This window comes from Nocardioides sp. (assembly GCF_044226305.1).
In the GTDB taxonomy this organism is placed as follows: Bacteria; Actinomycetota; Actinomycetes; order Propionibacteriales; family Nocardioidaceae; genus Nocardioides.
In genome coordinates, this window is the sequence record NZ_JBGAHF010000019.1 from 1 (window position 1) to 22514 (window position 22514).

The 22514-nt window shown below is 71.6% G+C and carries 22 protein-coding genes; 11 read left to right on the top strand and 11 right to left on the bottom strand.

Annotated features, from left to right (window positions below):
- Positions 1-112, top strand: a 112-nt coding sequence (locus tag ACILQ5_RS17315) for an IS3 family transposase (protein ID WP_395659344.1), incomplete at its 5' end; no start/stop codon positions are given.
- A gap of 17 nt (positions 113-129) precedes the next feature.
- A complete protein-coding gene (locus tag ACILQ5_RS17320) occupies positions 130-825 on the top strand; it encodes a hypothetical protein (protein WP_395659275.1) in 696 nt (231 codons plus the stop codon).
- Positions 826-836: 11 nt separating this feature from the next.
- Here the strand turns inward: ACILQ5_RS17320 and ACILQ5_RS17325 are convergent, their stop codons facing one another.
- From ACILQ5_RS17325 to ACILQ5_RS17350, 6 genes are all read right to left on the bottom strand, one after another.
- Complete coding sequence (locus tag ACILQ5_RS17325; RefSeq protein WP_395659276.1) at positions 837-1196, bottom strand: DUF2200 domain-containing protein; 360 nt, start codon at positions 1194-1196, stop codon at positions 837-839.
- 462 nt (positions 1197-1658) lie between these two features.
- Complete coding sequence (locus ACILQ5_RS17330) at positions 1659-4322, bottom strand: class I SAM-dependent DNA methyltransferase (protein ID WP_395659277.1); 2664 nt, start codon at positions 4320-4322, stop codon at positions 1659-1661.
- Between the two features lie 46 nt (positions 4323-4368).
- On the bottom strand, positions 4369-4620 hold the full coding sequence (locus ACILQ5_RS17335) for a hypothetical protein (RefSeq protein ID WP_395659278.1): 252 nt from the start codon (positions 4618-4620) through the stop codon (positions 4369-4371).
- Between the two features lie 195 nt (positions 4621-4815).
- The gene (sucD, locus tag ACILQ5_RS17340; RefSeq protein WP_395659279.1) at positions 4816-5709 is read right to left on the bottom strand and encodes a succinate--CoA ligase subunit alpha; all 894 of its coding nucleotides are present in this window, start codon (positions 5707-5709) and stop codon (positions 4816-4818) included.
- Between the two features lie 19 nt (positions 5710-5728).
- Positions 5729-6889 carry an ADP-forming succinate--CoA ligase subunit beta gene (gene sucC, locus ACILQ5_RS17345; protein WP_395659280.1) on the bottom strand — a complete coding sequence of 387 codons (1161 nt, stop codon included), beginning with the start codon at positions 6887-6889 and terminating at the stop codon, positions 5729-5731.
- A 194-nt stretch (positions 6890-7083) separates the two neighbouring features.
- On the bottom strand, positions 7084-7494 hold the full coding sequence (locus ACILQ5_RS17350) for a cobalamin B12-binding domain-containing protein (RefSeq protein ID WP_395659281.1): 411 nt from the start codon (positions 7492-7494) through the stop codon (positions 7084-7086).
- Between the two features lie 257 nt (positions 7495-7751).
- Between ACILQ5_RS17350 and ACILQ5_RS17355 the strand changes: the two genes are divergently transcribed.
- Positions 7752-8810 carry a M23 family metallopeptidase gene (locus ACILQ5_RS17355; protein ID WP_395659282.1) on the top strand — a complete coding sequence of 353 codons (1059 nt, stop codon included), beginning with the start codon at positions 7752-7754 and terminating at the stop codon, positions 8808-8810.
- 90 nt (positions 8811-8900) lie between these two features.
- On the opposite strand, the gene pcrA is transcribed toward ACILQ5_RS17355, so the two are convergent.
- From pcrA to ACILQ5_RS17380, 5 genes are read right to left on the bottom strand one after another with little or no spacing between them, the layout of a single operon-like run.
- Entirely contained in the window at positions 8901-11330 is a 2430-nt protein-coding gene (gene pcrA, locus ACILQ5_RS17360) for a DNA helicase PcrA (protein ID WP_395659283.1), read from the bottom strand.
- 34 nt (positions 11331-11364) lie between these two features.
- Positions 11365-11709: a hypothetical protein gene (locus ACILQ5_RS17365; RefSeq protein ID WP_395659284.1), complete on the bottom strand. Its 345-nt coding sequence runs from the start codon at positions 11707-11709 to the stop codon at positions 11365-11367.
- Between the two features lie 11 nt (positions 11710-11720).
- A complete protein-coding gene (locus ACILQ5_RS17370; RefSeq protein WP_395659285.1) occupies positions 11721-13148 on the bottom strand; it encodes an APC family permease in 1428 nt (475 codons plus the stop codon).
- A gap of 51 nt (positions 13149-13199) precedes the next feature.
- Positions 13200-13862, bottom strand: a complete 663-nt coding sequence (locus ACILQ5_RS17375; protein ID WP_395659286.1) for a LuxR C-terminal-related transcriptional regulator — start codon at positions 13860-13862, stop codon at positions 13200-13202.
- Complete coding sequence (locus tag ACILQ5_RS17380) at positions 13855-15162, bottom strand: PspC domain-containing protein (RefSeq protein ID WP_395659287.1); 1308 nt, start codon at positions 15160-15162, stop codon at positions 13855-13857. Before ACILQ5_RS17380 ends, ACILQ5_RS17375 begins: the two co-directional genes overlap by 8 nt.
- 143 nt (positions 15163-15305) lie before the next feature.
- Between ACILQ5_RS17380 and ACILQ5_RS17385 the strand changes: the two genes are divergently transcribed.
- From ACILQ5_RS17385 to ACILQ5_RS17420, 8 genes are all read left to right on the top strand, one after another.
- Positions 15306-16634, top strand: coding sequence for a PspC domain-containing protein (locus tag ACILQ5_RS17385; RefSeq protein ID WP_395659288.1), 1329 nt, complete (start codon positions 15306-15308; stop codon positions 16632-16634).
- Entirely contained in the window at positions 16631-17071 is a 441-nt protein-coding gene (locus ACILQ5_RS17390) for a hypothetical protein (RefSeq protein ID WP_395659289.1), read from the top strand. Before ACILQ5_RS17385 ends, ACILQ5_RS17390 begins: the two co-directional genes overlap by 4 nt.
- Entirely contained in the window at positions 17068-17271 is a 204-nt protein-coding gene (locus tag ACILQ5_RS17395; RefSeq protein ID WP_395659290.1) for a PspC domain-containing protein, read from the top strand. The genes ACILQ5_RS17390 and ACILQ5_RS17395 overlap by 4 nt, the downstream gene beginning before the upstream one ends.
- A 54-nt stretch (positions 17272-17325) precedes the next feature.
- A complete protein-coding gene (locus tag ACILQ5_RS17400) occupies positions 17326-17877 on the top strand; it encodes a YbaK/EbsC family protein (protein WP_395659291.1) in 552 nt (183 codons plus the stop codon).
- Complete coding sequence (locus ACILQ5_RS17405; RefSeq protein WP_395659292.1) at positions 17874-18011, top strand: hypothetical protein; 138 nt, start codon at positions 17874-17876, stop codon at positions 18009-18011. Before ACILQ5_RS17400 ends, ACILQ5_RS17405 begins: the two co-directional genes overlap by 4 nt.
- Positions 18001-18921, top strand: a complete 921-nt coding sequence (locus tag ACILQ5_RS17410) for a hypothetical protein (protein WP_395659293.1) — start codon at positions 18001-18003, stop codon at positions 18919-18921. Before ACILQ5_RS17405 ends, ACILQ5_RS17410 begins: the two co-directional genes overlap by 11 nt.
- 80 nt (positions 18922-19001) lie before the next feature.
- On the top strand, positions 19002-20726 hold the full coding sequence (locus ACILQ5_RS17415; protein WP_395659294.1) for an ABC transporter ATP-binding protein: 1725 nt from the start codon (positions 19002-19004) through the stop codon (positions 20724-20726).
- Entirely contained in the window at positions 20723-22471 is a 1749-nt protein-coding gene (locus ACILQ5_RS17420) for an ABC transporter ATP-binding protein (protein ID WP_395659295.1), read from the top strand. Before ACILQ5_RS17415 ends, ACILQ5_RS17420 begins: the two co-directional genes overlap by 4 nt.
- Positions 22472-22514: the final 43 nt, after the last annotated feature.

The window sequence follows — 22514 nt, forward strand, 5'->3', positions numbered from 1 at the left end:
GGTCGACTGGTACAACCACCGACGCCTGCACGGATCCCTCAACTGGCTCACCCCAGTCGAGTACGAGCAGGACTACTACGCTGCCCTCAACCGAGAGTCGCTACCCGTATAGGGGGCGGCAGAGAAGCCGTGACGCTTCACCCCACCCGCGACGAGCTCCGCGCCGAGGCCTTCGGCTGGATGGCCCACCCCGAACGCGTCCTGGACCTCCTCACCACCCCCGACCCGGCCCCCGACCCGGCCCCCGGCCGGCCGGCGCGTCAGCGGCCGCGGGTGATCGCCCACGTCCACCTCCACGAGGCCGCCCTGCACCGGTGGGGAGTGGCCCGGGTCGAGGAGCTCGGGCCGCTGCTCCTCGAGCGCCTGGCCGGACTGGTCGCCGGTGCCGACATCGAGCTCAAGCCCGTCATCGACCTCACCGACCGGACCCGGGTCACCGCCTACGAGCACCCCGAGTCGGTCAAGGAACGCGTCCACCTGCGCACCATCGGCGACGTGTTCCCCCACGCCACCCGCGTCGCCCGCAACCTCGACCTGGACCACCCCGTCCCCTACGACCGCGACGGCCCCGACGGGCAGACCGGCGACCACAACGCCGCACCCCTGGGCCGCACCGACCACCGCGCCAAGACCCACCTGCCCTACACAGTTCGACAACTCGGGCCACACGACTACGTCTGGCGCACCCCACACGGCCTCTACCGACACATCGACGCCACCGGCACCCACCCCATCGACCCCGACGAAGCCGAAGAGCTCATCCGCGACCACGCCCTCCAACAAGCCATCGACACCATCGAACGAGATCTCGGCCTGACCGGGTAATGGCTTCCGGTTCAGGCCGGGGGGTCCGGAGCGACGCGCAGGATCTTCTCCATCGCCTTGCCCCGGGCGAGCTCGTCGACGAGCTTGTCGAGGTAGCGGATCTTCTGCATCAAGGGGTCGTCGACCGACTCGACGCGCACGCCGCACACGACGCCCGTGATCAGCGCGGCGTTCGAGTTGAGGTGGGCCTGCGCGAAGAAGTCCTCGAACGTCGTCCCGTCCGCGAGGTGGCCCTCGAGGGTGGGCCCGTCGAAGGCGGTGATCCAGCAGATGACCTGGTCGACCTCGTCCTTGGTGCGACCCTTCTTCTCCGCCTTGGCGACGTAGTGCGGGTACACCGAGGCGACGGGGACGGTGAAGATCCGGCTCACGGCTCGACCCTAGTCCCGAGCCCATGGCCCGCGTCACCCGCGAGCACGTCCCGCGCGAGCCGGCGGATCCGGGTCACCAGGTCAGCGACACCAGGGAGCCAGGGGTCGGCGTCGGGAACGTCCAGCGAGGCCGGGTCCTCGGAGTTGATCTCCAGGGCCTCCCGCCCACACAGCGGCCAACCCCGGAAGCGCACGAACACCAGTCGGAAGCCCGGCCGGCGGACGGGCCGGGAGGTTCCACCGAAGATCGATGTCGCTGAAGGCGTCGGCCTCGCCCGCGGTCGCCATCGAGCCGATCAGCTGAGTCTCGCTCCCTGGGTGCGCCGAGACCCAGGGCACCCCGCAGGAGGGCGGCCGCGTCGCGGGAGGCAGGCACCGGCGTGTCACGAGGACGACTCTCCCACCCCGTGGGCAGCCCGAGCCGGCCGGACCGCCGCAATCGCCTCACCTAGCTAGGGGAATTCACGAGAAGGGCGCGTACTCGCGCCGTCCCTCGCTGATCTCCCGGTTGAGCTCGGTGAGCCTGCGCACGATCTCGCGGTCGTCCTGGGCAACGGACGCCGGCCAGCCGTAGCAATCGGCGACAGCCACATCCAGCTGACGGTGGAGATCCTTGAGGTCGGTCCAGGCGCCGTCGTCGACGGCGTTGTACAGCTTGGTCAGTCCGATGTTCTCGGCGAGGCAGATCTCGGACCGGCGGGCGAGCAAGAGCCGCGCGGCCTCGGCCACACGGTCGCGCTGCACCTCGCTCACTGGATCGGGCCACGGGAACGTCAAGAAGACCGACGACGGCGTGTACCGGAGGTCGCCTTTGAGTGTCGACGACTGTGCCCACGCCCAGGCTCCGTGAGCTCGAGCGGCAAGGATGCCCATCGAGTAGTCATCATCGAAAGCGAAGGAATTGGTCGCGTCGGAGGCCAACGTCCAAGTATCCGCCCAAGCCAGCAACAGACGCTTCCCATGTCGGCCAGCCGCGACGTAACGCGCTCGACCAGCTACAGCTCGTCGCAGTCCCACTCGAGGTTCGCCGAATTGCCACCAGCGCAACCGATGTCCTTCCCGATTGACTGTCTCCCGGAACGGTCGTACCTGGTCGCGCACAATGCGCAAGGCGTTCGGGAATCGCCCCGCATCCTGGAGTGATTTCTGAGCGAAGTCGATGATCCAGCGCCGCGGCACCGACCCTGGCGCCTCCGCAATGTCCGAGGATGTCAAGTAGGGACGGATGACCTCTCGATACTCAGAGTTGATCTCCAACATCTGGCGGGCCACAGATTCCTCGATTACGAACCCAGCCCCAACTGGAATCGGTCCCTGGAAGCATCGACCAAGATTCTCGTGAAGCGCCCGTGGCTCCCAGTCGTCCGCACCGACACTTGTCAGGTGGGTCGAGATCTTGTCTACGTATTGCCCATTTAGTACGAAGGGACCGACGCCCGCAGATGGGCTCGCTACCCAATTGACCAAGCTCACGTGGACCTTCGCGTCGCCCGGCCACCGTTGGCTCGAGATTGCATCGGTAAGGACTCCTCCACGGTCGACCACATAGTCGAGAGAAGCCGTCCGCGCCCGGTTCTGAGCTATCGAATTGGTCCCTACTAACCCAGCACGTTGGTCTGCACGAAGGTGGTCGGCGGCCCGCCGAAACCAATACGTGCAGAAGTCCTTGACGCCAACTCCAAACTCTAGCTGGAGCCAACTCACATAGTCGTCCCCGAAGTTGCCGCGAATGTGCTGCGAACCGAGGAACGGCGGGTTGCCGATGATGCAGTCCGTCTCCGGCCAGGGCACGCGGAGGGCATCTGCCTGCCTGATGGTGGACAGGTCCTGCAGCGGGAGCACCGGCTCGGCCTCGCCGTACATGTCGACCATCTGCCGGTGCCCCATCCACAGCGTGACCCGGGTGATCATCACGGCGCGGCTCTCGATGTCGATGCCCTGCATGTTCCGGAGCGGGAAGAAGGGTTCCGGACCATCGGGGACCGGCAACCCGGTCTCGTTCGCGAGGTGGCGGATCCGCTGCTTCAGCTCGGACTCCAAGGCCCGTAGCTCACGGTAGGCGACGTAGAGGAAGTTGCCGCAGCCACAGGCCGGGTCGAGCACGCGGAAGGCGCAGAGCTCCTCGAGGACGTCCCGGGCTTGTTGTGGGGTCACTGCCGCGTCGAGACGCTCTCGCCAGGGTCGAATGATCGTCGGGGTGACGATCTTCATGATGTCGACCTCGTGGGTGTAGTGCGCCCCGAGCTCCCAACGACGCTCCCGACCGAGGACACCCTCGAGGAGCGAACCGAAGATGGTCGGGTTCACCTTGCGCCAGTCGAAGGCGGTGGCCTGGAGCAGCAGCTCGACCTCGACCCGGTTCAGGCCCACCTCGGCCGGCTGGGCGAACAGCTCGCCGTTGACGTACTGAACCCCCGCAAGCCGCCCGATCCGGTTGTGCTTGCTCTTCTGGTTCAGGACCCGGAACAGGTGACCCAGCTCCGCGGCCGACCGCTCGGGCTGGTCCCGGATCTCGTTCAGTGTCGCCTGGAACGGGTAGCCGTCGAGCATCGTGAGGTCTTCGGCGAACATGCACCAGACCGATTGGAGGATGAAGCGCTGGAGCTCGTTCGGTGGTGCCGCCGAGCGGTCGACCAGCGAGGTGAAGACCTCCGAGACGACCCTCGCGGCCTCCTTGGTCAGCTCCCGATAGTGCTCGGTGAAGGACGGCTCGACGGTCGGGCCGGCAAGGAAGGCCAGGGCGTCGTATCGGTCCGGGAGCTCCTCGAGAGCGAACCGGGCGACGGGAGCGTCGGGGTAGCGCCCGTACTCCCAGATCTCGATGTCGCGGAAGTTGCAGATCACGATCCACCGCGCCGCGGGCCGGCTGCTGGCGCGGTCCGACGAAGCGCGCCAGTAGCGCTCGACCTGGTTCTGCGCGGTCGTCACGGCGACCGTCGGGGCCTTCATCTCGATCAGCGCGACACCGGGCCAGTGCAGGTCCATGAAGCCGCCGGTGGTCGGGATGTAGAACTCGAACTCTGCCCCCAGCTCGCGCCGATCGCTCCCGTAGCACTCGAAGAGCTGATTCAGAAAGGTCTGCGCCTCAGCCTTCTCTGACCCGGAGTACGCGCTCCAGCGCTCCACGAACGAGCGCAGGGCGCGTTGGATCTCTTCCCCGCTCGGCATACGCTCAGATCAACCGGGTGTCTGCGGAGTAGTAGGTGTCCTGGGTGAGCCGCTTGCGGACCCGCTCGAGGTCCCGGATGGCATCCCCGAGTGCCAGGCCGGCATTGACGTCGACCCCGTCCTTGTCGACCGTCGCACGCGCCTTCTTGGCGCGGGTGAGCGCATACTCAATGTTGAGCAGCACGTCTGACACCTCAGCCGCCGCACGCTCGCGGGCGGCCTGGTCGGTGCTGCGCTCGGGCGCTGGCTGGCTCATCGGACCCTTTCGGTCTGTTCATCGTCACCCTAGGGCAGCCTCGCCGCCGCGGCGCCACCGGCGCGAGAGGCAATTCCTACCTGTGGAGAGGGAGCGCGGATCCCCCACAGATTCCACAGTCGTCGGGCCGCCTGTGGACAACACACGGCCCCGGACGCCAGGCGTCCGGGGCCGTCGTCGTACGGCGGGTGCGGCTCAGAGGCTCGCGAGGACCTCGCGCATCAGGTCGGCGGTCTCGGACGGCGTCTTGCCGACCTTGACCCCGACGGCCTCGAGGGCCTCCTTCTTGTGCTGGGCGGTGCCCGAGGAGCCGGACACGATCGCGCCGGCGTGGCCCATCGTCTTGCCCTCGGGGGCGGTGAAGCCGGCGACGTACCCGACGACCGGCTTGGTGACGTGCTCCTTGATGTAGGCCGCGGCCCGCTCCTCGGCGTCGCCGCCGATCTCGCCGATCATCACGATCGCCTTGGTGTCGGGGTCCGCCTCGAACGCCTCGAGGGCGTCGATGTGGGACGTCCCGACGATCGGGTCCCCGCCGATGCCGATGGCGGTCGAGAAGCCGTAGTCCTTCAGCTCGTACATCATCTGGTAGGTCAGCGTGCCGGACTTCGACACCAGGCCGATCGGTCCGGTGCCCGCGATCGTCGCCGGGGTGATGCCGGCGAGGGACTCGCCGGGCGTGATGATGCCGGGACAGTTGGGCCCGATCATCCGGGTGCCGGCGACGTTGGCGTCGCTGTGGAGGTAGGCCCACACCTCGGCGGTGTCCTGCACCGGCACGCCCTCGGTGATGACCACGAGCAGGCCGATGCCGGCGTCGACGGCCTCGATGCAGGCGTCCTTGGTGAACGCCGGCGGCACGAAGACGACCGACACGTCGGCACCGGTCTCGGCCATCGCCTCGGCGACGGTCCCGAAGACCGGGAGGTCCTGGCCGCCGAGCTCGACGGTGGTGCCGGCCTTGCGGGCGTTGACACCGCCCACGATGGTGGACCCGGCCTCGACCATCAGGCTGGTGTGCTTGGACCCCATCCCGCCCGTCATGCCCTGGACGATGATCTTGGAGTCCTTGTTCAGGTAGATCGACATCTCTTCTGGTTCTCCGGTCTCAGGCGTTCGCCAGCTCGGCGACCTTGTCGGCCGCACCGTCCATGGTGTCGACCATGGTCACGAGCGGGTGGTTGGCTTCGGTGAGGATGCGGCGGCCCTCGTCGACGTTGTTGCCGTCGAGGCGGACGACCAGCGGCTTGGTGGCCTCGTCCCCGAGGATCTCGAGCGCGCCGACGATCCCCTTGGCGACCTCGTCGCAGGAGGTGATGCCGCCAAAGACGTTGACGAACACCGCCTTGACCTGCTGGTCACCGAGGATCACGTGGAGGCCGTCGGCCATCACCTGCGCGTTCGCGCCGCCGCCGATGTCGAGGAAGTTCGCGGGCCGTACGCCGCCGTGCTTCTCGCCGGCGTACGCCACGACGTCCAGCGTCGACATGACCAGGCCGGCGCCGTTGCCGATGATCCCGACCGCGCCGTCCAGCTTCACGTAGTTGAGGTCCTTGTCCTTCGCCTGGGCCTCGAGCGGGTCCTCCTCGTCACGCAGCACGAAGGCCTCGTGGTCGGGGTGGCGGAAGTCGGCGTTCGCGTCCAGCGTCACCTTGCCGTCGAGCGCCTCGAGCTTGTCGCCGGTGAGCCGCGCGAGCGGGTTCACCTCGACGAGCGTGGCGTCCTCCTCGACGAAGACCTTCCAGAGCGCGAGCACGGTCTGCACCGCCTGGTCGACGAGCGCGTCGGGGAACCCGGCCTCGGCGACGATCGCCCGGGCCTTCGCCTCGTCGACACCGGTGCCGGGGTCGATCGAGATCTTCTTGACCGCGTCCGGGTTGGTCTTCGCGACCTCCTCGATCTCGACGCCGCCCTCGACGCTCGCGATGCAGAGGTACTGCCGGTTCGAACGGTCGAGCAGGAAGGAGAAGTAGTACTCCTCCTCGATGCTGGCGCCCGGTGCGATCAGCACCCGGTGCACGGTGAGGCCCTTGATCTCCATGCCCAGGATGTTGCGGGCGTGCTCCTCGGCCTCGTCGGGCGTCTTGGCGAGCTTCACGCCGCCCGCCTTGCCCCGGCCGCCGGCCTTGACCTGGGCCTTGACGACGACCACGCCCAGCTTCTCGGCGGCGGCCCTCGCCTCCTCCGGGGTCGTGGCGACGATGCCCGTCGTCACCGGTACGTCGTGCTTGGCGAAGAGCTCCTTCGCCTGAAACTCCATCAGATCCACTGATCCACCATGTCCTTGTCGGAGCGTCCTTGTCGGAGCCGTCGTGTCGGGGCGGGCGGGCGCGCGGCTCCCCGCCGAGGGGACGCCCCGAGGTGTCCTTGGCACCCTAGACCCGCACTCCGGCGTACGACGAGGCCGGGTCCACGTGACGTGGGGCACCCTCGCCGGCGGCGCCGCCGACGGGGGCGGGCGTGCTACTCGGCGAACTCGCGGGCGACCCAGCCGGTGATCTCCCCCGTCGGGGCGCCCGGGGTGAACACCTTGGCCACCCCGATCTCCTCCAGCAGCGGGATGTCCTCCTCGGGGATGATGCCGCCCCCGAAGACCACGATGTCGGAGGCGTCCCGCTCGGCGAGCAGCTCGACGAGACGGCGGAAGAGCGTCATGTGCGCACCCGAGAGCACCGAGAGCCCGATCAGGTCCGCGTCCTCCTGAATGGCGGTCTCGACGATCTGCTCCGGCGTCTGGTGCAGGCCCGTGTAGATCACCTCGTGACCGGCGTCGCGCAGGGCGCGCGCGACGATCTTCGCGCCCCGGTCGTGACCGTCGAGGCCGGGCTTCCCGACCACGATCCGGATCCGTCGGGTCGGGGTGCTGGCGGTCATGCGCGCAGGCTAGCCCACGCGTGATGCTCACCACGTCCGGGGATCCCGCGTGCCCGGTTGCGTGACCAGGCAAAGACTCCTCCGTTGGAGGTTTCAGGCGGCGAGAACCGGTCATGACTCCGGAGTGCCGCCTTCTCGGGGGAAGCGGATACCTCAAGATCGTCCACAGGTTCCGGACGATGATTGCCCCAGACCGTGACCTTTCCGTTACAGTCGGGCCTCGCCGTCTGAACCCCCGACCAGCGGAGCATTTATTCATGGGTAACCACCGAGCGGAACGCCGCGGCCACAGCCGCCGTCCCTCGGACCTCCCGACCCCTGTCGCGCCTGCGACGGTGGCGGGCAAGCGCCGGGCCACCAAGCCCACCAGGGCTGCGGCCGTCCAGGCCGACCGGCTCGAGCGCAGTGCTGAGGTCGTCGTACCCAGTTCGTCCGAGACCATCCCCACCGAGACCCCGACCGCCGAGCTGCACGCCGTCGAGGCCGACACCACCGAGCTCCGGCTCGCCGACGGGTCGTCCTCCGGCCGCAGCCGCGGCAAGCGGGTCGCCAGCCGGCACTCCTCGTCCGGCCGCGGACCGCTGTTCCGCGCGCTGCCCTCGCCGCCGCTGCTGCTCGGGGTCGCTGCCCTGGCCCTCTCGGCCGGCGGTGCCCTGACCGCCGCCAACGGCGGGGTCAGCAGCGACGACGCCCCGTTCAGCCAGGCCAGCGCGCTCAGCGGCGCCAGCGACGTCTCCACCGTCAGCCTGGTCGACCGCGACACCATCTCCCGCGACTCCCGCCGCGACGCCCTCGCCGACAAGGCCGACGCGGACCTGGTGGACCAGGCGGAGGCGCAGCTCAAGCAGCGCGACGCCAAGCTGGCCGAGTTCGCCCAGCAGGCCGAGCAGCAGGCCGCCCGGCTGCGCCTCAACCAGTGGGTGCTCCCGGTTGACCCGGGCGCCTACCACCTGACCGCGACCTTCGGGGAGTCCAGCGGCCTGTGGTCGCACTACCACACCGGCCTGGACTTCGCGGCGCCCACCGGCACGCCGATCCACTCCGTCGCGAACGGCGTCGTGACCTCGACGGAGTACGACGGGGCGTACGGCAACAAGACCGTCATCACGCTCGACGACGGCACCGAGCTCTGGTACTGCCACCAGAACGCCTTCAACGTCTCGGTGGGCCAGGAGGTCCACGGCGGTGACCTGATCGGCTACGTCGGCTCGACCGGCAACACGACCGGCCCGCACCTGCACCTCGAGGTGCGCCCCGGCGCCGGCGACCCGGTCGACCCCTACGAGGCGCTCGTCGTCCACGGGCTGCACCCGTAGCGAGGACGCGTCAGCGGACTCGCTGGGCGCTCGCTGGCGCTCGCTGCTCGACCACCGACACCAGCGCTCGCTGCTCGACCACCGGCGTCGCTAGAGCTTCTCCACCGGGGCGTAGCGGAGCAGCAGCCGCTTGACGCCCTCGGAGCCGAAGTCGATCGAGGCCACCGCCTTGTCCGCCACGCCCTCGAGCGCCACGACGGTGCCGAGGCCGAAGGAGTCGTGCAGGACCCGGTCGCCCGGCTCGAGGCTGGGGATCTCCCGGGCCGGCTTGGCCCGGGCGGCCGCGTCGGCACGGACGGCGGCGGCCGAGAAGTTGCGGCGCCCGGCCGCCGTGGGAGCGCCCATCCGGGCCGGCGACCCGGCCGCCAGGTCGGGGCGGCCCCAGCGGGTCTGGGCGGCCTCGGTGCGGCGCCAGTCGACGAGGTCGACCGGCAGCTCGTCGAGGAACCGCGAGCCGGGGTTGTGGGACGGCGCGCCCCACGCCGAGCGCACCACGGCGCGCGAGATGTAGAGCCGCTCGCGGGCGCGGGTGACGCCGACGTAGGCGAGGCGCCGCTCCTCCTCGAGCTCGGGCTGGTCCCCCAGGGAGCGGGCGTGCGGGAACACGCCGTCCTCGAGACCGGTCAGGAACACCACGGGGAACTCCAGGCCCTTGGCGGTGTGCAGGGTCATCAGCGTCACCACGCCCGACTGGTCCGGGTCGTCGTCGGGGATCTGGTCCGCGTCGGCGACCAGGGCCACCCGTTCGAGGAAGTCGCCGAGCCCCGGCGCGACGGTCCCGGCCTCGACGTCGGCGGGGTCCGCCGACGGTCCGGCCTGCGGGTCGTCGGCGAACTCGCGGGCGACGGCGACTAGCTCGGCGAGGTTCTCCAGCCGGGTCTCGTCCTGCGGGTCGTCGCTCTCCTCCAGGGCGGTGAGGTACCCGGACCGGGCCAGCGTCGTCTCGAGGACGACGTCCGGACGCTCGCCCCCCTCGACCATCGACTGGAGCTCCTCGACCAGCGCCACGAAGCCCTGGATCTGGGTCAGTGAGCGGGTCGCGAGCCCGGGGGCGTCCTGGGCCCGGCGCAGCGCCTCCCAGAACGTGATCCGGTCGCGCTCGGCGAGCGCGTTCACGCAGGCGACCGCCCGGTCGCCGATCCCTCGCTTCGGGGTGTTGAGGATCCGGCGCAGCGACACCTGGTCGGCCGGGTTCACGAGCATCCGCAGGTAGGCCAGCGCGTCCCGGATCTCCCGGCGCTCGTAGAAGCGGACGCCGCCGACGACCTTGTAGGGCATGCCGAGGCGGATGAACACCTCCTCGAACACGCGCGACTGCGCGTTGGTGCGGTAGAAGACCGCGACGTCGCCGGGCCGGTGCGCGCCCTCGTCGGTGAGCTTGTCGATCTCCTCGGAGACGAACCGCGCCTCGTCGTGCTCGTCGTCCGCGACGTACCCCACGATCCGCTCGCCGTCGCCGGCGTCGGACCACAGCCGCTTCTCCTTGCGGCCCTTGTTGTGGCCGATGACCGCGTTGGCGGCGTTGAGGATCGTCTGGGTGGAGCGGTAGTTCTGCTCGAGCAGGATCGAGGTGGCGTTCGGGAAGTCCTGCTCGAAGTCGAGGATGTTGCGGATGTTCGCCCCGCGGAACGCGTAGATCGACTGGTCGGCGTCACCGACCACCATCAGCTCCGCCGGCTCGACCCGCTCGGCCTCCGGGTCGGCCGTCGAGCCCCCGCCGTCCATCGGGTCCGCGCACAGCTGGTGGATGAGGGCGTACTGCGCGTGGTTGGTGTCCTGGTACTCGTCGACCAGCACGTGCCGGAACCGGCGCCGGTAGGTCTCGCGGACCTCCGGGAACTGCTGGAACAGGTGGACGGTGAACATGATCAGGTCGTCGAAGTCGAGCGCGTTCGCCTCGCGCAGCCGACGCTGGTAGGTCGTGTAGACCGCCGCGTAGGTCTCCTCGAGGTGGTTGCGGGCGTCCTTGGTCGCCTCCTCGGGGTCCCGCAGCTCGTTCTTCTGGTTGGACACCCAGTGCAGCATCGCGCCGGGCTGGTAGCGGCGCGGGTCGAGGTCGAGGTCGTTGCAGACGAGGGTCATCAGCCGCTTCTGGTCCGCCGCGTCGTAGATCGAGAAGTTCGACTTGAAGCCGAGCTTGTCGACCTCCTTGCGGAGGATCCGCACGCACGCGGAGTGGAAGGTCGAGACCCACATGATCCGGGCCCGCTTGCCGACCAGCTCCTCCACGCGCTCCTTCATCTCGGCCGCGGCCTTGTTGGTGAAGGTGATGGCGAGGATCGAGCCCGGGTGGGCGCGCCGCTCGGAGATCAGCCAGGCGATCCGGCGGGTCAGCACCCGGGTCTTGCCCGAGCCGGCACCGGCCACGACGAGGAGCGGCGCGCCCTCGTGCACGACGGCCGCCCGTTGCGGCTCGTTGAGGCCCTCGAGGAGCTCGTCGGCGGTCGGGCCGCTGCGGGAGGTACGTGGCTCGGCGGGGGCGACGGACTCCAGGCCGGGCAGGGGGATCGAGCTGCTCATCTCGGTGCCCAGCCTACGGGCGGGCGCCGACGGCTCAGGTCCAGAAGACCGCGACGCAGATGTTGCCCACGGTCAGCAGCAGGAGGAGCGCCCACAGGCCCTGCGAGATGCGGGGCTTGCGCAGGTTCGCCATCACGAGCACCAGGATGAGCAGGGCGACGACGCCCTTGACCGCGATCTTGGTGTGGTCGAGGTCGCCCTCGTCGCTCTCGATCACCCCGACGAGCAGCAGCCCGGCCACGAACGCCGTGCCGATGCCGTCGCGCATCAGGGAGTTGACGGACTTCTCCGGGCTCCGGGCCTGGACGAGCAGGCCGCCGAGCAGCGCGGCGAAGCCGATGATGTGGACGACGAGCAGCAGGTGCTCCAGGAACTCCATGGTCCGAGATCCTAGGGCGCCGAGGTCACCCCGTCCGGGGCGGGACCGGTCCGGTCGACGTCTCCACCCTCACGGTCGCCGAAGACCCGCTCCACGACGAAGAGGACGACGCCCACGGCGACGAGCCCGGCGCACCACAGCAGCGAGGTCGGGTCGTCGTAGACCGACCAGCACAGGATCGCGACGTTGCCGACCAGCCCCAGCACGAGCAGCGGGGTGCTGGCGTGGAAAGTGCACTCGTCCTCGTCCTGCCCGCGCAGCTTGAGCGCCGAGATGATCACCAACGCGTAGATGAACAGCAGGAAGAGCACGGTGACGGTCGCGAGCCGGGCGACCAGGTCGAGCCCGGAGCCGGCCTCGGTCAGCGCCGTTCCGACGACGACCAGCGCCGCGACGACCGCACCGCTGAAGAGCAGGCCGACCCACGGGCTCCGGCGGCCGGCGTGCAGCCGTCCGAAGACGGACGGGACGACGTCCTCGTTGGCCATGCCGTAGAGGATGCGGGGCTGGGTGACGACCGCGACGAGGGTCGTGTTGGTGATCGCGATCATCGCGATCACGGCGAACAGGTTCGTCATGAACCCGGTCGGCAGGGGCAGGATGCCCTCCTTGACGACCTCGAGGAGGGCGGCGTCCGATCCGGCGAGGGTCGAGGTGTCGACCGTGAGGGCCGCCGTGACCGACACCAGGACGTAGACGGCGCCCGCGACGAGCATGCCGCCGATGAGGGCGCGCGGGAACGACCGCTGGGGGTCGACGGTCTCCTCGGCGACGTTCGCGGTGTTCTCGAAGCCCGTCATCGCGAAGAACGACAGGGCGACGCCGGCCAGCACGGCGAGCGCCGGGTTGCCGTCGGTGCTGAAGTCCAGCAGCGTCCCGAAGTGGGCATCACCCTGGCCGACGAACCAGATGCCGCACACCATAATGATGAGCAGACCCGCGATCTCCACGAAGGCCATCACCATGTTGACGACGACCGACTCGGTGATGCCGATGAAGTTGACCACCGACAGCACGGCCAGGAACACGAGCATCACCAGGAGACTGGGCGGGCCGGGCCACAGCTCGGCGAAGTACTGCGCGAACCCGCTGGCGAGCGACCCGGCGGCGGCGAAGCTCGCCGACAGGAACGACACGGTCACGAGGAACGCCAGCGCCTTGCTGCCGAACGCCTTGTTGACGTAGAGGGCAGCGCCGGCGGCACGGGGGTACTTGGTCACCAGCTCGGCGTAGGCACTGCCGGTGATCGCGGCGATCGCGACGCCGATGGCGAAGGCGATCCAGAACGCGCCGCCGACCGCGGCGGCGACCAGGCCGATGAGCACGTAGATGCCCGAGCCCAGGACGTCGCCCAGCGTGTAGAAGAAGAGCTGTCGTCCGGTGATCGATCGTTTGAGGCCGGTGTCGGGCTCGGAGGTCCGTTCGTCCGTCGCGGTCATTCCGGCCGAGTACCCCTGGAGGTCGGGCCGGAAACCGAGGTCAGGCGCTGGTCACAGCAGCCGCCGGTCCGACGCCCAGCGCGTGAGCTCGTGCCGGGAGGACAGCTGGAGCTTGCGCAGCACGCTGGACATGTGGGTCTCGACGGTCTTGATCGAGATGAACAGCTCCTTGGCCACCTCCTTGTAGGAGTAGCCACGTGCGATGAGTCGCATCACCTCGCGCTCCCGCTCGGTGAGCCGGTCCAGGTCCTCGTCCACCGCGGCCACCGCGATCGACCCGGAGAACGCGTCGAGCACGAAGCCGGCCAGCCGCGGCGAGAAGACCGCGTCGCCCTCGGACACCCGCTGGATGGCCTGCACCAGCTCGGGGCCGGTGATCGTCTTGGTGACGTAGCCGCGCGCACCACCCCGGATGGTGCCGATCACGTCCTCGGCCGCGTCGGAGACGCTGAGCGCGAGGTACCGGGTCTCGGGCGCGCTGCCGGCGACGGAGACCCTCCGCATCACCTCGACACCGCCACCGCCGGGCAGGTGCACGTCGAGGAGGACGACGGCCGGCCGCTCCGCGGTGACCGCCGCCACCGCCTCGTCGACGTCGGCGGCCTCGGCCCGCACGTCCACCATCCCGCGGCCGACGCTCTCGAGCTCGGCGCGCACGCCGCGGCGGAACATCGCGTGGTCGTCGACGATGACGACGCTGACCGGCTCACTCATGACTCTCCTCCTCAGGACGCTCGCCCGCAGCGCGGGCGAGGTGCAGCCGGACCTCGGTGCCCTCACCGGGTGCCGACCGGACCTCGGCCGTCCCCCCGTGACGTTGCATGCGGTCCACGATGCTGTGCCGGACGCCGTAGCGGTCCGCCGGGACGGCCACCGGGTCGAAGCCCCGTCCGCGGTCGCGGACGAACACGTCGACCGCGCCGGCGGTGACCTCGGCGTACACGTCGAAGCGGCCCGCCCCGGCGTGCTTGGCGGCGTTGGTGACGGCCTCACCGGCCGCCTGGACGAGCGGTCGGAGTGCCTCGTCGAGATCGCAGTCGCCGACCGTGACGACGTCGATGGTGACGCCGTACTCGTCCTCGACGCGGGCCGCGATGCCGCGCAGGGCACTGGCGACGGTGCGCTCGTCGGTGGACTCGCCGGCGTAGAGCCAGGCCCGCAGGTCGCGTTCCTGGGCCCGGGCCAGGCGGGCGACCGTGGCCCCGTCGTCGGCGTTCTTCTGGATCAGCGCCAGGGTCTGCAGCACCGAGTCGTGCAGGTGGGCGGCGACGTCGGCACGCTCCTGGGTGCGGACCCGCTCGGCGCGCTCGTCGCTGAGGTCCGCGGCGAGCCGGTAGACCCACGGCCCGATCACGATGCCGAGCCCGACGATGGTGAGGATCGCGGCGACGGTGATGTCGCGCGCCATCGACAGCGAGCCGCCGTGGACCGAGTAGAGGACGAGCGCGAGCAGGATGAGCAGGACGCCGGCCGCGACCCGGACGTAGGACGCCCACCCGCCGCGCCCGAACACGACCCGGAACAGGTCGACCCGCCCGCTGCTGTCCAGCCAGCGCTCCCGCTGGGCCTCGTCGGCCTGCCGCCAGAGCAAACCGATCCCGATGATGCCGATGACCATCGGCCAGAACACGGCGCCGCGACCGAGCACGGCCTCCAGGAGCAGGATCGCGCCGAACCCGAGCGCGGCCAGGGCGATCACCGGGCCGAGGTCGCCCAACCGGCGGATCCGGCTCGGGCGCCGGCCCCCGCGGGTCGCGCTCTCGATGCCAGGGGGCGCCGCCTCGAAGTGGGTGTCGGCCGGGAGCATCCACCACAGCCCGGCGTACAGGACCACGCCGAGCCCACCGAAGAAGGCGGCGAGCACGAACCCGGCGCGGACCCAGAGCACGGGCACGCCGAGGTGCCGCGCGAGCCCGGCGGCCACGCCGCCGAAGATCGGCTCCTGGGTGTCGCGCGCCGCACGCCGTCCGCCGAGCGGGACCGGCGCGTCGACGGCGGGGTGGGGGCTGCTCATGTCACGTCCATCGTCCCACCGCGCGAGCTCCCCCACCATGAGGGCAGACCCCGAGTCGACCCTGACCACCGCCGGGGGCCGGGGACCGAGGATCAGGGGCGTCCCCGATGGTCCCGGCGCCCGGGCAGGGACAGGCTGGTGACATGACCACGACCCCGCCTGAAGCACCCTCCGGCCCTCCGCCGCCAGATCCCGGCCACACCGGCCCCCGGGTCACCGGCGAGGAGGTCCGTGACCTCGGCCGCCTCCGCCGCTCCCGCACCGACCGCAAGGTCGCGGGCGTCGCCGGCGGGCTGGCCCGGCACCTCGACGTCGACCCGCTCGTCCTGCGGGTCGCCTTCGTGGTCCTCGCCTTCTTCGGCGGCGCCGGCCTGATCCTGTACGGCGCCTGCTGGCTGCTGGTGCCCGAGGACGGCGCCGAGCGTGCTCCGCTGCACCTCGACGACCGCAGCCGCACCGTCGCGCTGGTCATCGTCGGCGCGGTCGCCGCGCTCGCGCTGGTCGGCGACTCGTGGGGGGCCTTCTGGTTCCCGTGGCCGATCGCCCTGGTGGCGCTGGTCGCGCTGTGGCTGCTGACCCGCAACAGCACGCCGCCGACCCCGCCGGCCCCGCCGGCGTACCCGCCGGCCTACGGCCAGACTCCCGGGCAGACCTACGGGCAGACCTACGCCCCGCCGTACGGCCCGACCCACGGCCCGACCGCCGGCCCGGCGTACCCCGCCGGCCCGGCGACCGGTCCGGCGACCGGTCCGGCGCCGGCGGCGACCGGCACCGTGCCCCCTGCGGCGACCAGCCCGGTCCCCCCGCCCACGGCCTACTACCGGCCCTACGTCCCGCCGACGACCTACGTACGTCCGCCGAACCCGCGCAAGCGCGGCCCGATCCTGTTCTGGTTCGCCCTCGCGCTGATCGCGCTCGGTGAGGGCGTGCTGGGGATCGTCGACCTGGCCGGGGCCGACGTGGCGCCGTCCGCCTACCCCGCGCTCGCCGTGGCGATCTGCGGCGTGCTCCTCGTCGTCGGCGCCTTCTTCGGCCGCGCCGGCGGCATCATCCTGGTCGGCCTGGTGGCCGCGGGCGTGCTGGCCGCGACGACGGCGGCGGACCGCTGGGACGGCGACCAGGTCCGGGTGACCCCGGCCGCGGCGTCCGCCGTCCAGGACCGCTACTGGCTCGACGCCGGCGAGCAGGTGCTCGACCTGAGCCAGGTCACCGACGTGACGGCCCTGGACGGTCGCCGGATCGAGCTCGAGGGCGGTGTGGGCCGCATCGAGGTCATCCTGCCCGCCGACCTGGGCGCCCGCGTCTTCGCCGATGTCGACGGCCCGGGCCACGTGACCCTCTTCGGGGTCGAGCACGGCGGGATCGACGTCAACGAGAACGCGTCCACGGGACTCCCTGCCGACGGCAACGAGCCCCACATCGTCCTCGACACCCACCTGGGTGTCGGCGAGATCGAGGTGAGCCAGCGATGAGCACGATCGAACGACCGGCCGAGCAGCGGTCCGAGCGACAGTCCGGACGGCACCCCGTCAACGTCGGCCACCTGGTCATGGGGATCGCCTTCCTCGGGATCGTCGGCGTCTGGGCCCTGATCGAGGGCGACGTCGTCGGCGGCGGTGACGTGCGCTGGCTGCTGCCGGTCCCGTGGGTGCTGGCCGGGCTCGGCGGCCTCGTCGCCCTGGCCCTGACCGGCAGCCGCCGGTGGTCCACCCGCCAGTCCGGCTGGGTCGGGACCACCACCGCCGCGCCCGCCGCCACACCCGTCGATGCGCCCGCCGCCGAGGCCCGCGAGGCCGCTCCGGTCCCGGAGACCGGCGACACCACGACCGACACCACCACCGACACCACCACCGACACCACCACCGACATCCCCGAGTCCACGGGGAACGACACCGAGGAGACCCGATGAACACCACCGCCCCCCAGACCCGACGCCTGGTCCGTCGCCGCGACGACCGGATGATCGCCGGGGTGTGCTCCGGGCTCGCCGACCACCTCGGCGTCGACCCGACGGTGGTCCGGCTGCTCGCCGTCCTCGCCGTCGTGTTCAGCGGCGGCACCGCCCTGGTCGCCTACCTGGCGGCATGGATCCTGATGCCGGAGGCGTGACGACCCGCGGGGGCTGCCTCGCGTGCGGTTTCGAGGTGGACCTCGGGTGACAGGATGTCCGCCATGACCGCGCCGACCCTGGGCAGCCTCCGCTCCGTGCCTGCCCTCGACCGGCCCGACCTGCTGGCCGGGCCGGTCGCGGCGGCGCTCCGCGGCTGGCCGCACGCCGGTCGCGTCGGCGTGGTCGAGATCGACCCGGCCGTGGCCGACACGGCCGCGATGGCCGAGGCCTACGACCTGGGCATGGACACCGGCGCGAACTGCGTCGTGGTCGCCGGCCGGCGCGACGGCGAGGAGCGGGTCGCTGCCTGCCTGGTGCGCGCCGACACCCGCGCCGACGTCAACAACCTGGTGCGGCGCACCCTCGACGTCCGCAAGGCGACGTTCCTGTCGATGGACCGGGCCGTCGAGGAGTCGGGCATGGAGTACGGCGGCATCACCCCGGTCGGCCTGCCCGAGGGCTGGCGGCTGCTCGTCGATCCCCGGGTGCTCGACATCGAGGTCGCCGTGATCGGCTCGGGCGTCCGCCGTTCGAAGCTGCTGCTCCCCGGTCCGCTGGCCGCCGACCTGCCGGGGGCCGAGGTCGTCGAGGGGCTGGCCCGATGACCGACGGCCGCGACGAGACCGAGGTCGAGAGGTCAGACCGCACCGGCACCGGCGCGGCGTCGGGCGCGATCCTGACCGTCCTCGTGCTGCTGCTGGTGGTGCTGCCCTCGCGCCTGGTGCGTGATGACGCGTAGGACCGTGGCCGCCGCGCTCGGGGCCCTGGCGCTCCTGGTGGCTGCCTGCGGCGGCGACGACGAGAGTGCGGACGCCCCCGAGCCGAGCCCGTCGATCCGCACCCTCACCCCGATCGCGCTGCCGCCGCCCCCGCCGCCGACCGGGAAGCTCGTCGCCGACATGCGGCAGTCCTCCCGCGACGCGGCCGCCGGCCGGATGGAGGTCTGGATCGACAACGACACCGCCCACGAGATCCGGCCGCGACGGATCGTCTACTCCGACCCCCGCTACCGCACCACCCTGCCCGGCACCCGCCTGCGGCCGATCCCGTCCCAGTCCGAGCGCGGGTTCCCGCTCTACCTGCCGCCCCGTCCCGCGTGCGACCACCCGGACGGTCGCGGCACGATCACGGTGACGTACGACGTCCAGGGGGGCGCCCGCGACACCCGGACGGTCCGCGTCGCCGACCCGACCGACGTCGCCGGCCGCTACACGTCCGCCCGGTGCCTCGAGCTCGCCATCGCCGAGGTCGCGGACCTGCGCTGGTCCGACGAGGTGCCGTGGGACGGCAAGGAGGGGTCGGACAGCACGCTCACCCTGCTGGTCACGCCGACCGGGCGGCCCGGACCCACCCTCACCATCGACACCGTGTCCGGCACGCCCGTGCTCTCGCCGGTCGGCAGCGACGTGTGGCGCCCCGACGTCACCGTGCGCGGCACCGACCGGCCGCAGGAGGTGGCGCTGCCGCTCAAGCCCACCCGCTGCGACGCCCACGCCTTCGCGGAGTCCGGCGGCGCGACGGCGTTCAAGATCAACCTGCACCTCGGCGGGAAGCCGGGCCAGATCACGCTGCGGATGAGCAGCGCCGGTGCCGCGAACGCGCTGCACTACGCCAAGGACTCCTGCGGCCGGCTGCTGACCGTGGGCTGACCCCGGTCCGCGAAGCTCGCCGCCCCCGCGCCGGGCGAAAACGATTCGCTCCGGACGGCCCCGTTACCTAGCGTGTGGTGGTGCACCACCTGCCCCACCCGCATCCCGGGACCGCCGACCACCGCTCCGCGGCCCGCTTCCTGCTGTGGATGGCGCGGATGCAGTGGCCGACCCTGCTCGGCGGGATGTTCTTCGGCATCGTCTGGATGAGCGCGCAGGCGGTGATGCCCGCGGTCATCGGCAAGGCGATCGACGCCGGCGTCGCCGCGAAGGACACCTCCGCGCTGCTGACCTGGTCCATGGTGCTCCTCGGGATCGGGCTGGTGCAGGCGGCCAGCGGGATCATGCGGCACCGGTTCGCGGTGACGAACTGGCTGATCGCCGCCTACCGGACCGTCCAGCTGGTCGCCCGCCAGACGGTCCGCCTCGGCGGCACGCTCCCGCGCAAGGTCTCCACCGGCGAGGTCGTCGCCATCGGCACCAACGACCTCGCCCACCTCGGCCAGGTGATGGACGTCTCGGCCCGCTTCTCGGGGGCCTGCGTGTCGTTCGTGCTGGTGGCCGTGATCCTGCTGCAGACCTCGGTGACCCTCGGCCTGGTCGTGCTGATCGGCGTGCCCCTGCTGATGCTCGGCGTGGCACCGGTCCTCGGCCCGCTCCAGCGGCGCAGCGCCCACCAGCGGCACCTCATGGGCGAGCTGTCGAACACCGCCAGCGACATCGTCGGCGGGCTCCGGGTGCTCCGGGGGATCGGCGGCGAGCAGGTCTTCCACGAGCGCTACGTCCGCGAGTCGCAGACCACCCGTCAGGCGGGTGTCCAGGTCGCCCGGGTCCAGTCCGTGCTGGACGCGCTCCAGGTCTTCCTCCCCGGCCTGTTCGTGGTCGTCGTCGTCTGGATCGGCGCCCGGTACGCCGCCGAGGGCACCATCTCCCCAGGCGAGCTGGTCGCCTTCTACGGCTACTCCGCGTTCCTCATGATCCCGCTGCGCACCGCCACCGAGTTCGCCAACAAGGTCATCCGGGCGCGGGTCGCTGCCACCCGGGTGGTCCGGGTGCTCGCCCTCGACCCGGAGGTCGGTGAGCCCGAGCACCCCGCCGCCGCTCCCCCGCCGGGCGCCGAGCTGCACGACCGGCGTACCGGCCTGCGGGTCCGCACCGGGCTGCTCACCGCCATCGTCAGCGAGCAGCCCGACGACTCCGCGGAGCTCGCCGACCGGCTCGGCATGACCCACGCGCCGGTCGACGACGAGGTGGTGCTGGGCGGCGTGCCGCTCACGGCGCTCCCGCCGGCCGAGGTGCGCCGCCGGATCGTCGTGTCCGACACCGGCGCCGTGTTCTTCTCGGGCCGGCTCGGCGACCGGCTCGACGTCACCGGCCGCGGCGACGTCGCGGGGGCGCTCGACACGGCCTCGGCCGACGACATCCTGAAGGCCCTGGTCGACGGGCTCGACGCGATCGTGGCGGAGCGGGGCCGCACGTTCTCGGGCGGGCAGCGGCAGCGCCTGGTGCTCGCCCGGGCGCTCGCCGTCGACCCGGAGGTCCTGGTGCTGGTCGAGCCGACCTCGGCCGTCGACGCCCACACCGAGGCCCGGATCGCGTCCCGGCTGCACCGGCACCGGTCGGGCCGGACGACCGTCGTGACGACGAGCAGCCCGCTGATGCTCGACCGCGCCGACGTCGTGGCGTTCCTCCGCGACGGCCTGGTGGTGGCGACCGGCACGCACGCCGAGCTGCTCGACCGCGACCCCGCCTACCGCCGGGTCGTCACCCGCGAGGCCGACCAGCCCGAGGTGGTGTCGCGATGAGCACCACGACCCACCTGCCGGTCGCGGACACCCGCGAGGTGCGCCGGTACGCCGCGGCGCTGGCCCGCCGGCACCCGCGGATGCTCTGGGGCGCGCTGACCCTGCACGTGCTCGCCGCGCTCGCCGCCCTGGCGGCCCCCAAGCTCCTCGGCGACCTGGTGCAGGCCGTCGAGGACGGCACGACCGTCGGCTACGTCGACCGGGTGGTCGCCGTGCTGGCCGGGTTCCTCGTGCTCCAGACCGTGCTGACCCGCTTCGCCCGCTACCTGAGCCAGGTGCTCGGCGAGCAGGTGCTGGCCCAGCTCCGCGAGGACTTCGTCGACAACACCCTGGCCCTCCCCGTCGGCACCGTCGAGGCGGCCGGCTCCGGCGACCTGCTCACCCGCACGAGCCGCGACGTCGACCAGCTCGGCTGGTCGGTCCGGATGGCGCTGCCGGAGTGGACGATCGCCGTGATCACCGCGATCGTCACGTTCGTCGCCGCGCTCAGCGTGGGCTGGTGGGTGGCGCTGCCCTGCCTGCTCGGGGTGCCGCCCCTGGTCGTCGGCCTGCGCTGGTACCTCCGGCGCGCCAAGGACGGCTACCTGCGCGAGAGCGCGACCTACTCGCAGATCAACGCCACGCTCACCGAGACGGTGGAGGGGGCTCGCACGGTCGAGGCCCTGGGGATCGGCGAGGAGCGGGTCCGCGCGATCGACGAGGACATCGGGGCGTCGTACCGCGCGGAGCGGTACACGCTCTACCTGCGCACGGTGTTCTTCCCCAGCATGGAGATCGCCTACGTGATCCCGACGGTGACGACGCTGCTCTTCGGCGGCTACCTCTACACCCAGGGCCAGGTCTCCCTCGGCGGGGTCACCACGGCGACGCTCTACGTGCAGATGCTCATCGACCCGGTCGACCGGATCGTCTCCATCCTCGACGAGCTCCAGCTGGGGGCGGCGTCGCTGGCCCGGCTGCTCGGGGTCGCACAGGTGCCGGACGACCGCGAGGTGAGCGGGCGCGAGCCCGACGGCGAGGAGCTCGACGCCGCCGACGTCCGCTTCTCGTACGTCGCCGGGCGCGACGTGCTGCACGGCGTCGACCTGGCGGTCGGGGTCGGTGAGCGGATCGCGATGGTCGGCCCGTCCGGCGCGGGCAAGTCGACGCTCGGCCGGCTGCTCGCCGGCATCCACCCGCCGCGGACCGGCTCGGTCACCGTGGGCGGGGTCGGGCTGACCGAGCTCCCGCTGGGCGACCTGCGTGGCCACGTCGCACTGGTGACCCAGGAGCACCACGTGTTCGTCGGCACGCTGCGCGAGAACCTCGCGCTGGCCCGGCCGGGAGCGACCGACGCCGACGTGCGCGGGGCGCTCGCCGCGGTCGACGCCCTGGACTGGGTGGAGGCGCTGCCCGAGGGGCTCGACACCGTCGTCGGCTCGGGCGGACGCGCGGTCAGCGCCGCCCAGGCCCAGCAGGTCGCGCTGGCCCGGCTGGTCCTGGCCGACCCGCACACGCTGGTCCTGGACGAGGCCACCTCGCTCATCGACCCTCGCGCGGCGCGCCACCTCGAGCGGTCGCTGGCCGCCGTCCTCGAGGGCCGGACCGTCATCGCCATCGCGCACCGCCTGTTCTCCGCCCACGACGCCGACCGGGTCGCGGTGGTCGAGGACGGCCGGATCTCCGAGCTCGGCTCGCACGACGAGCTGGTCGCGGCCGGCGGCTCCTACGCCGCGCTGTGGGACAGCTGGCACGGGCGGGGCTGACGGACACCCCTCGCGGGCCACGACCGTGACAGTTACGCTGTCA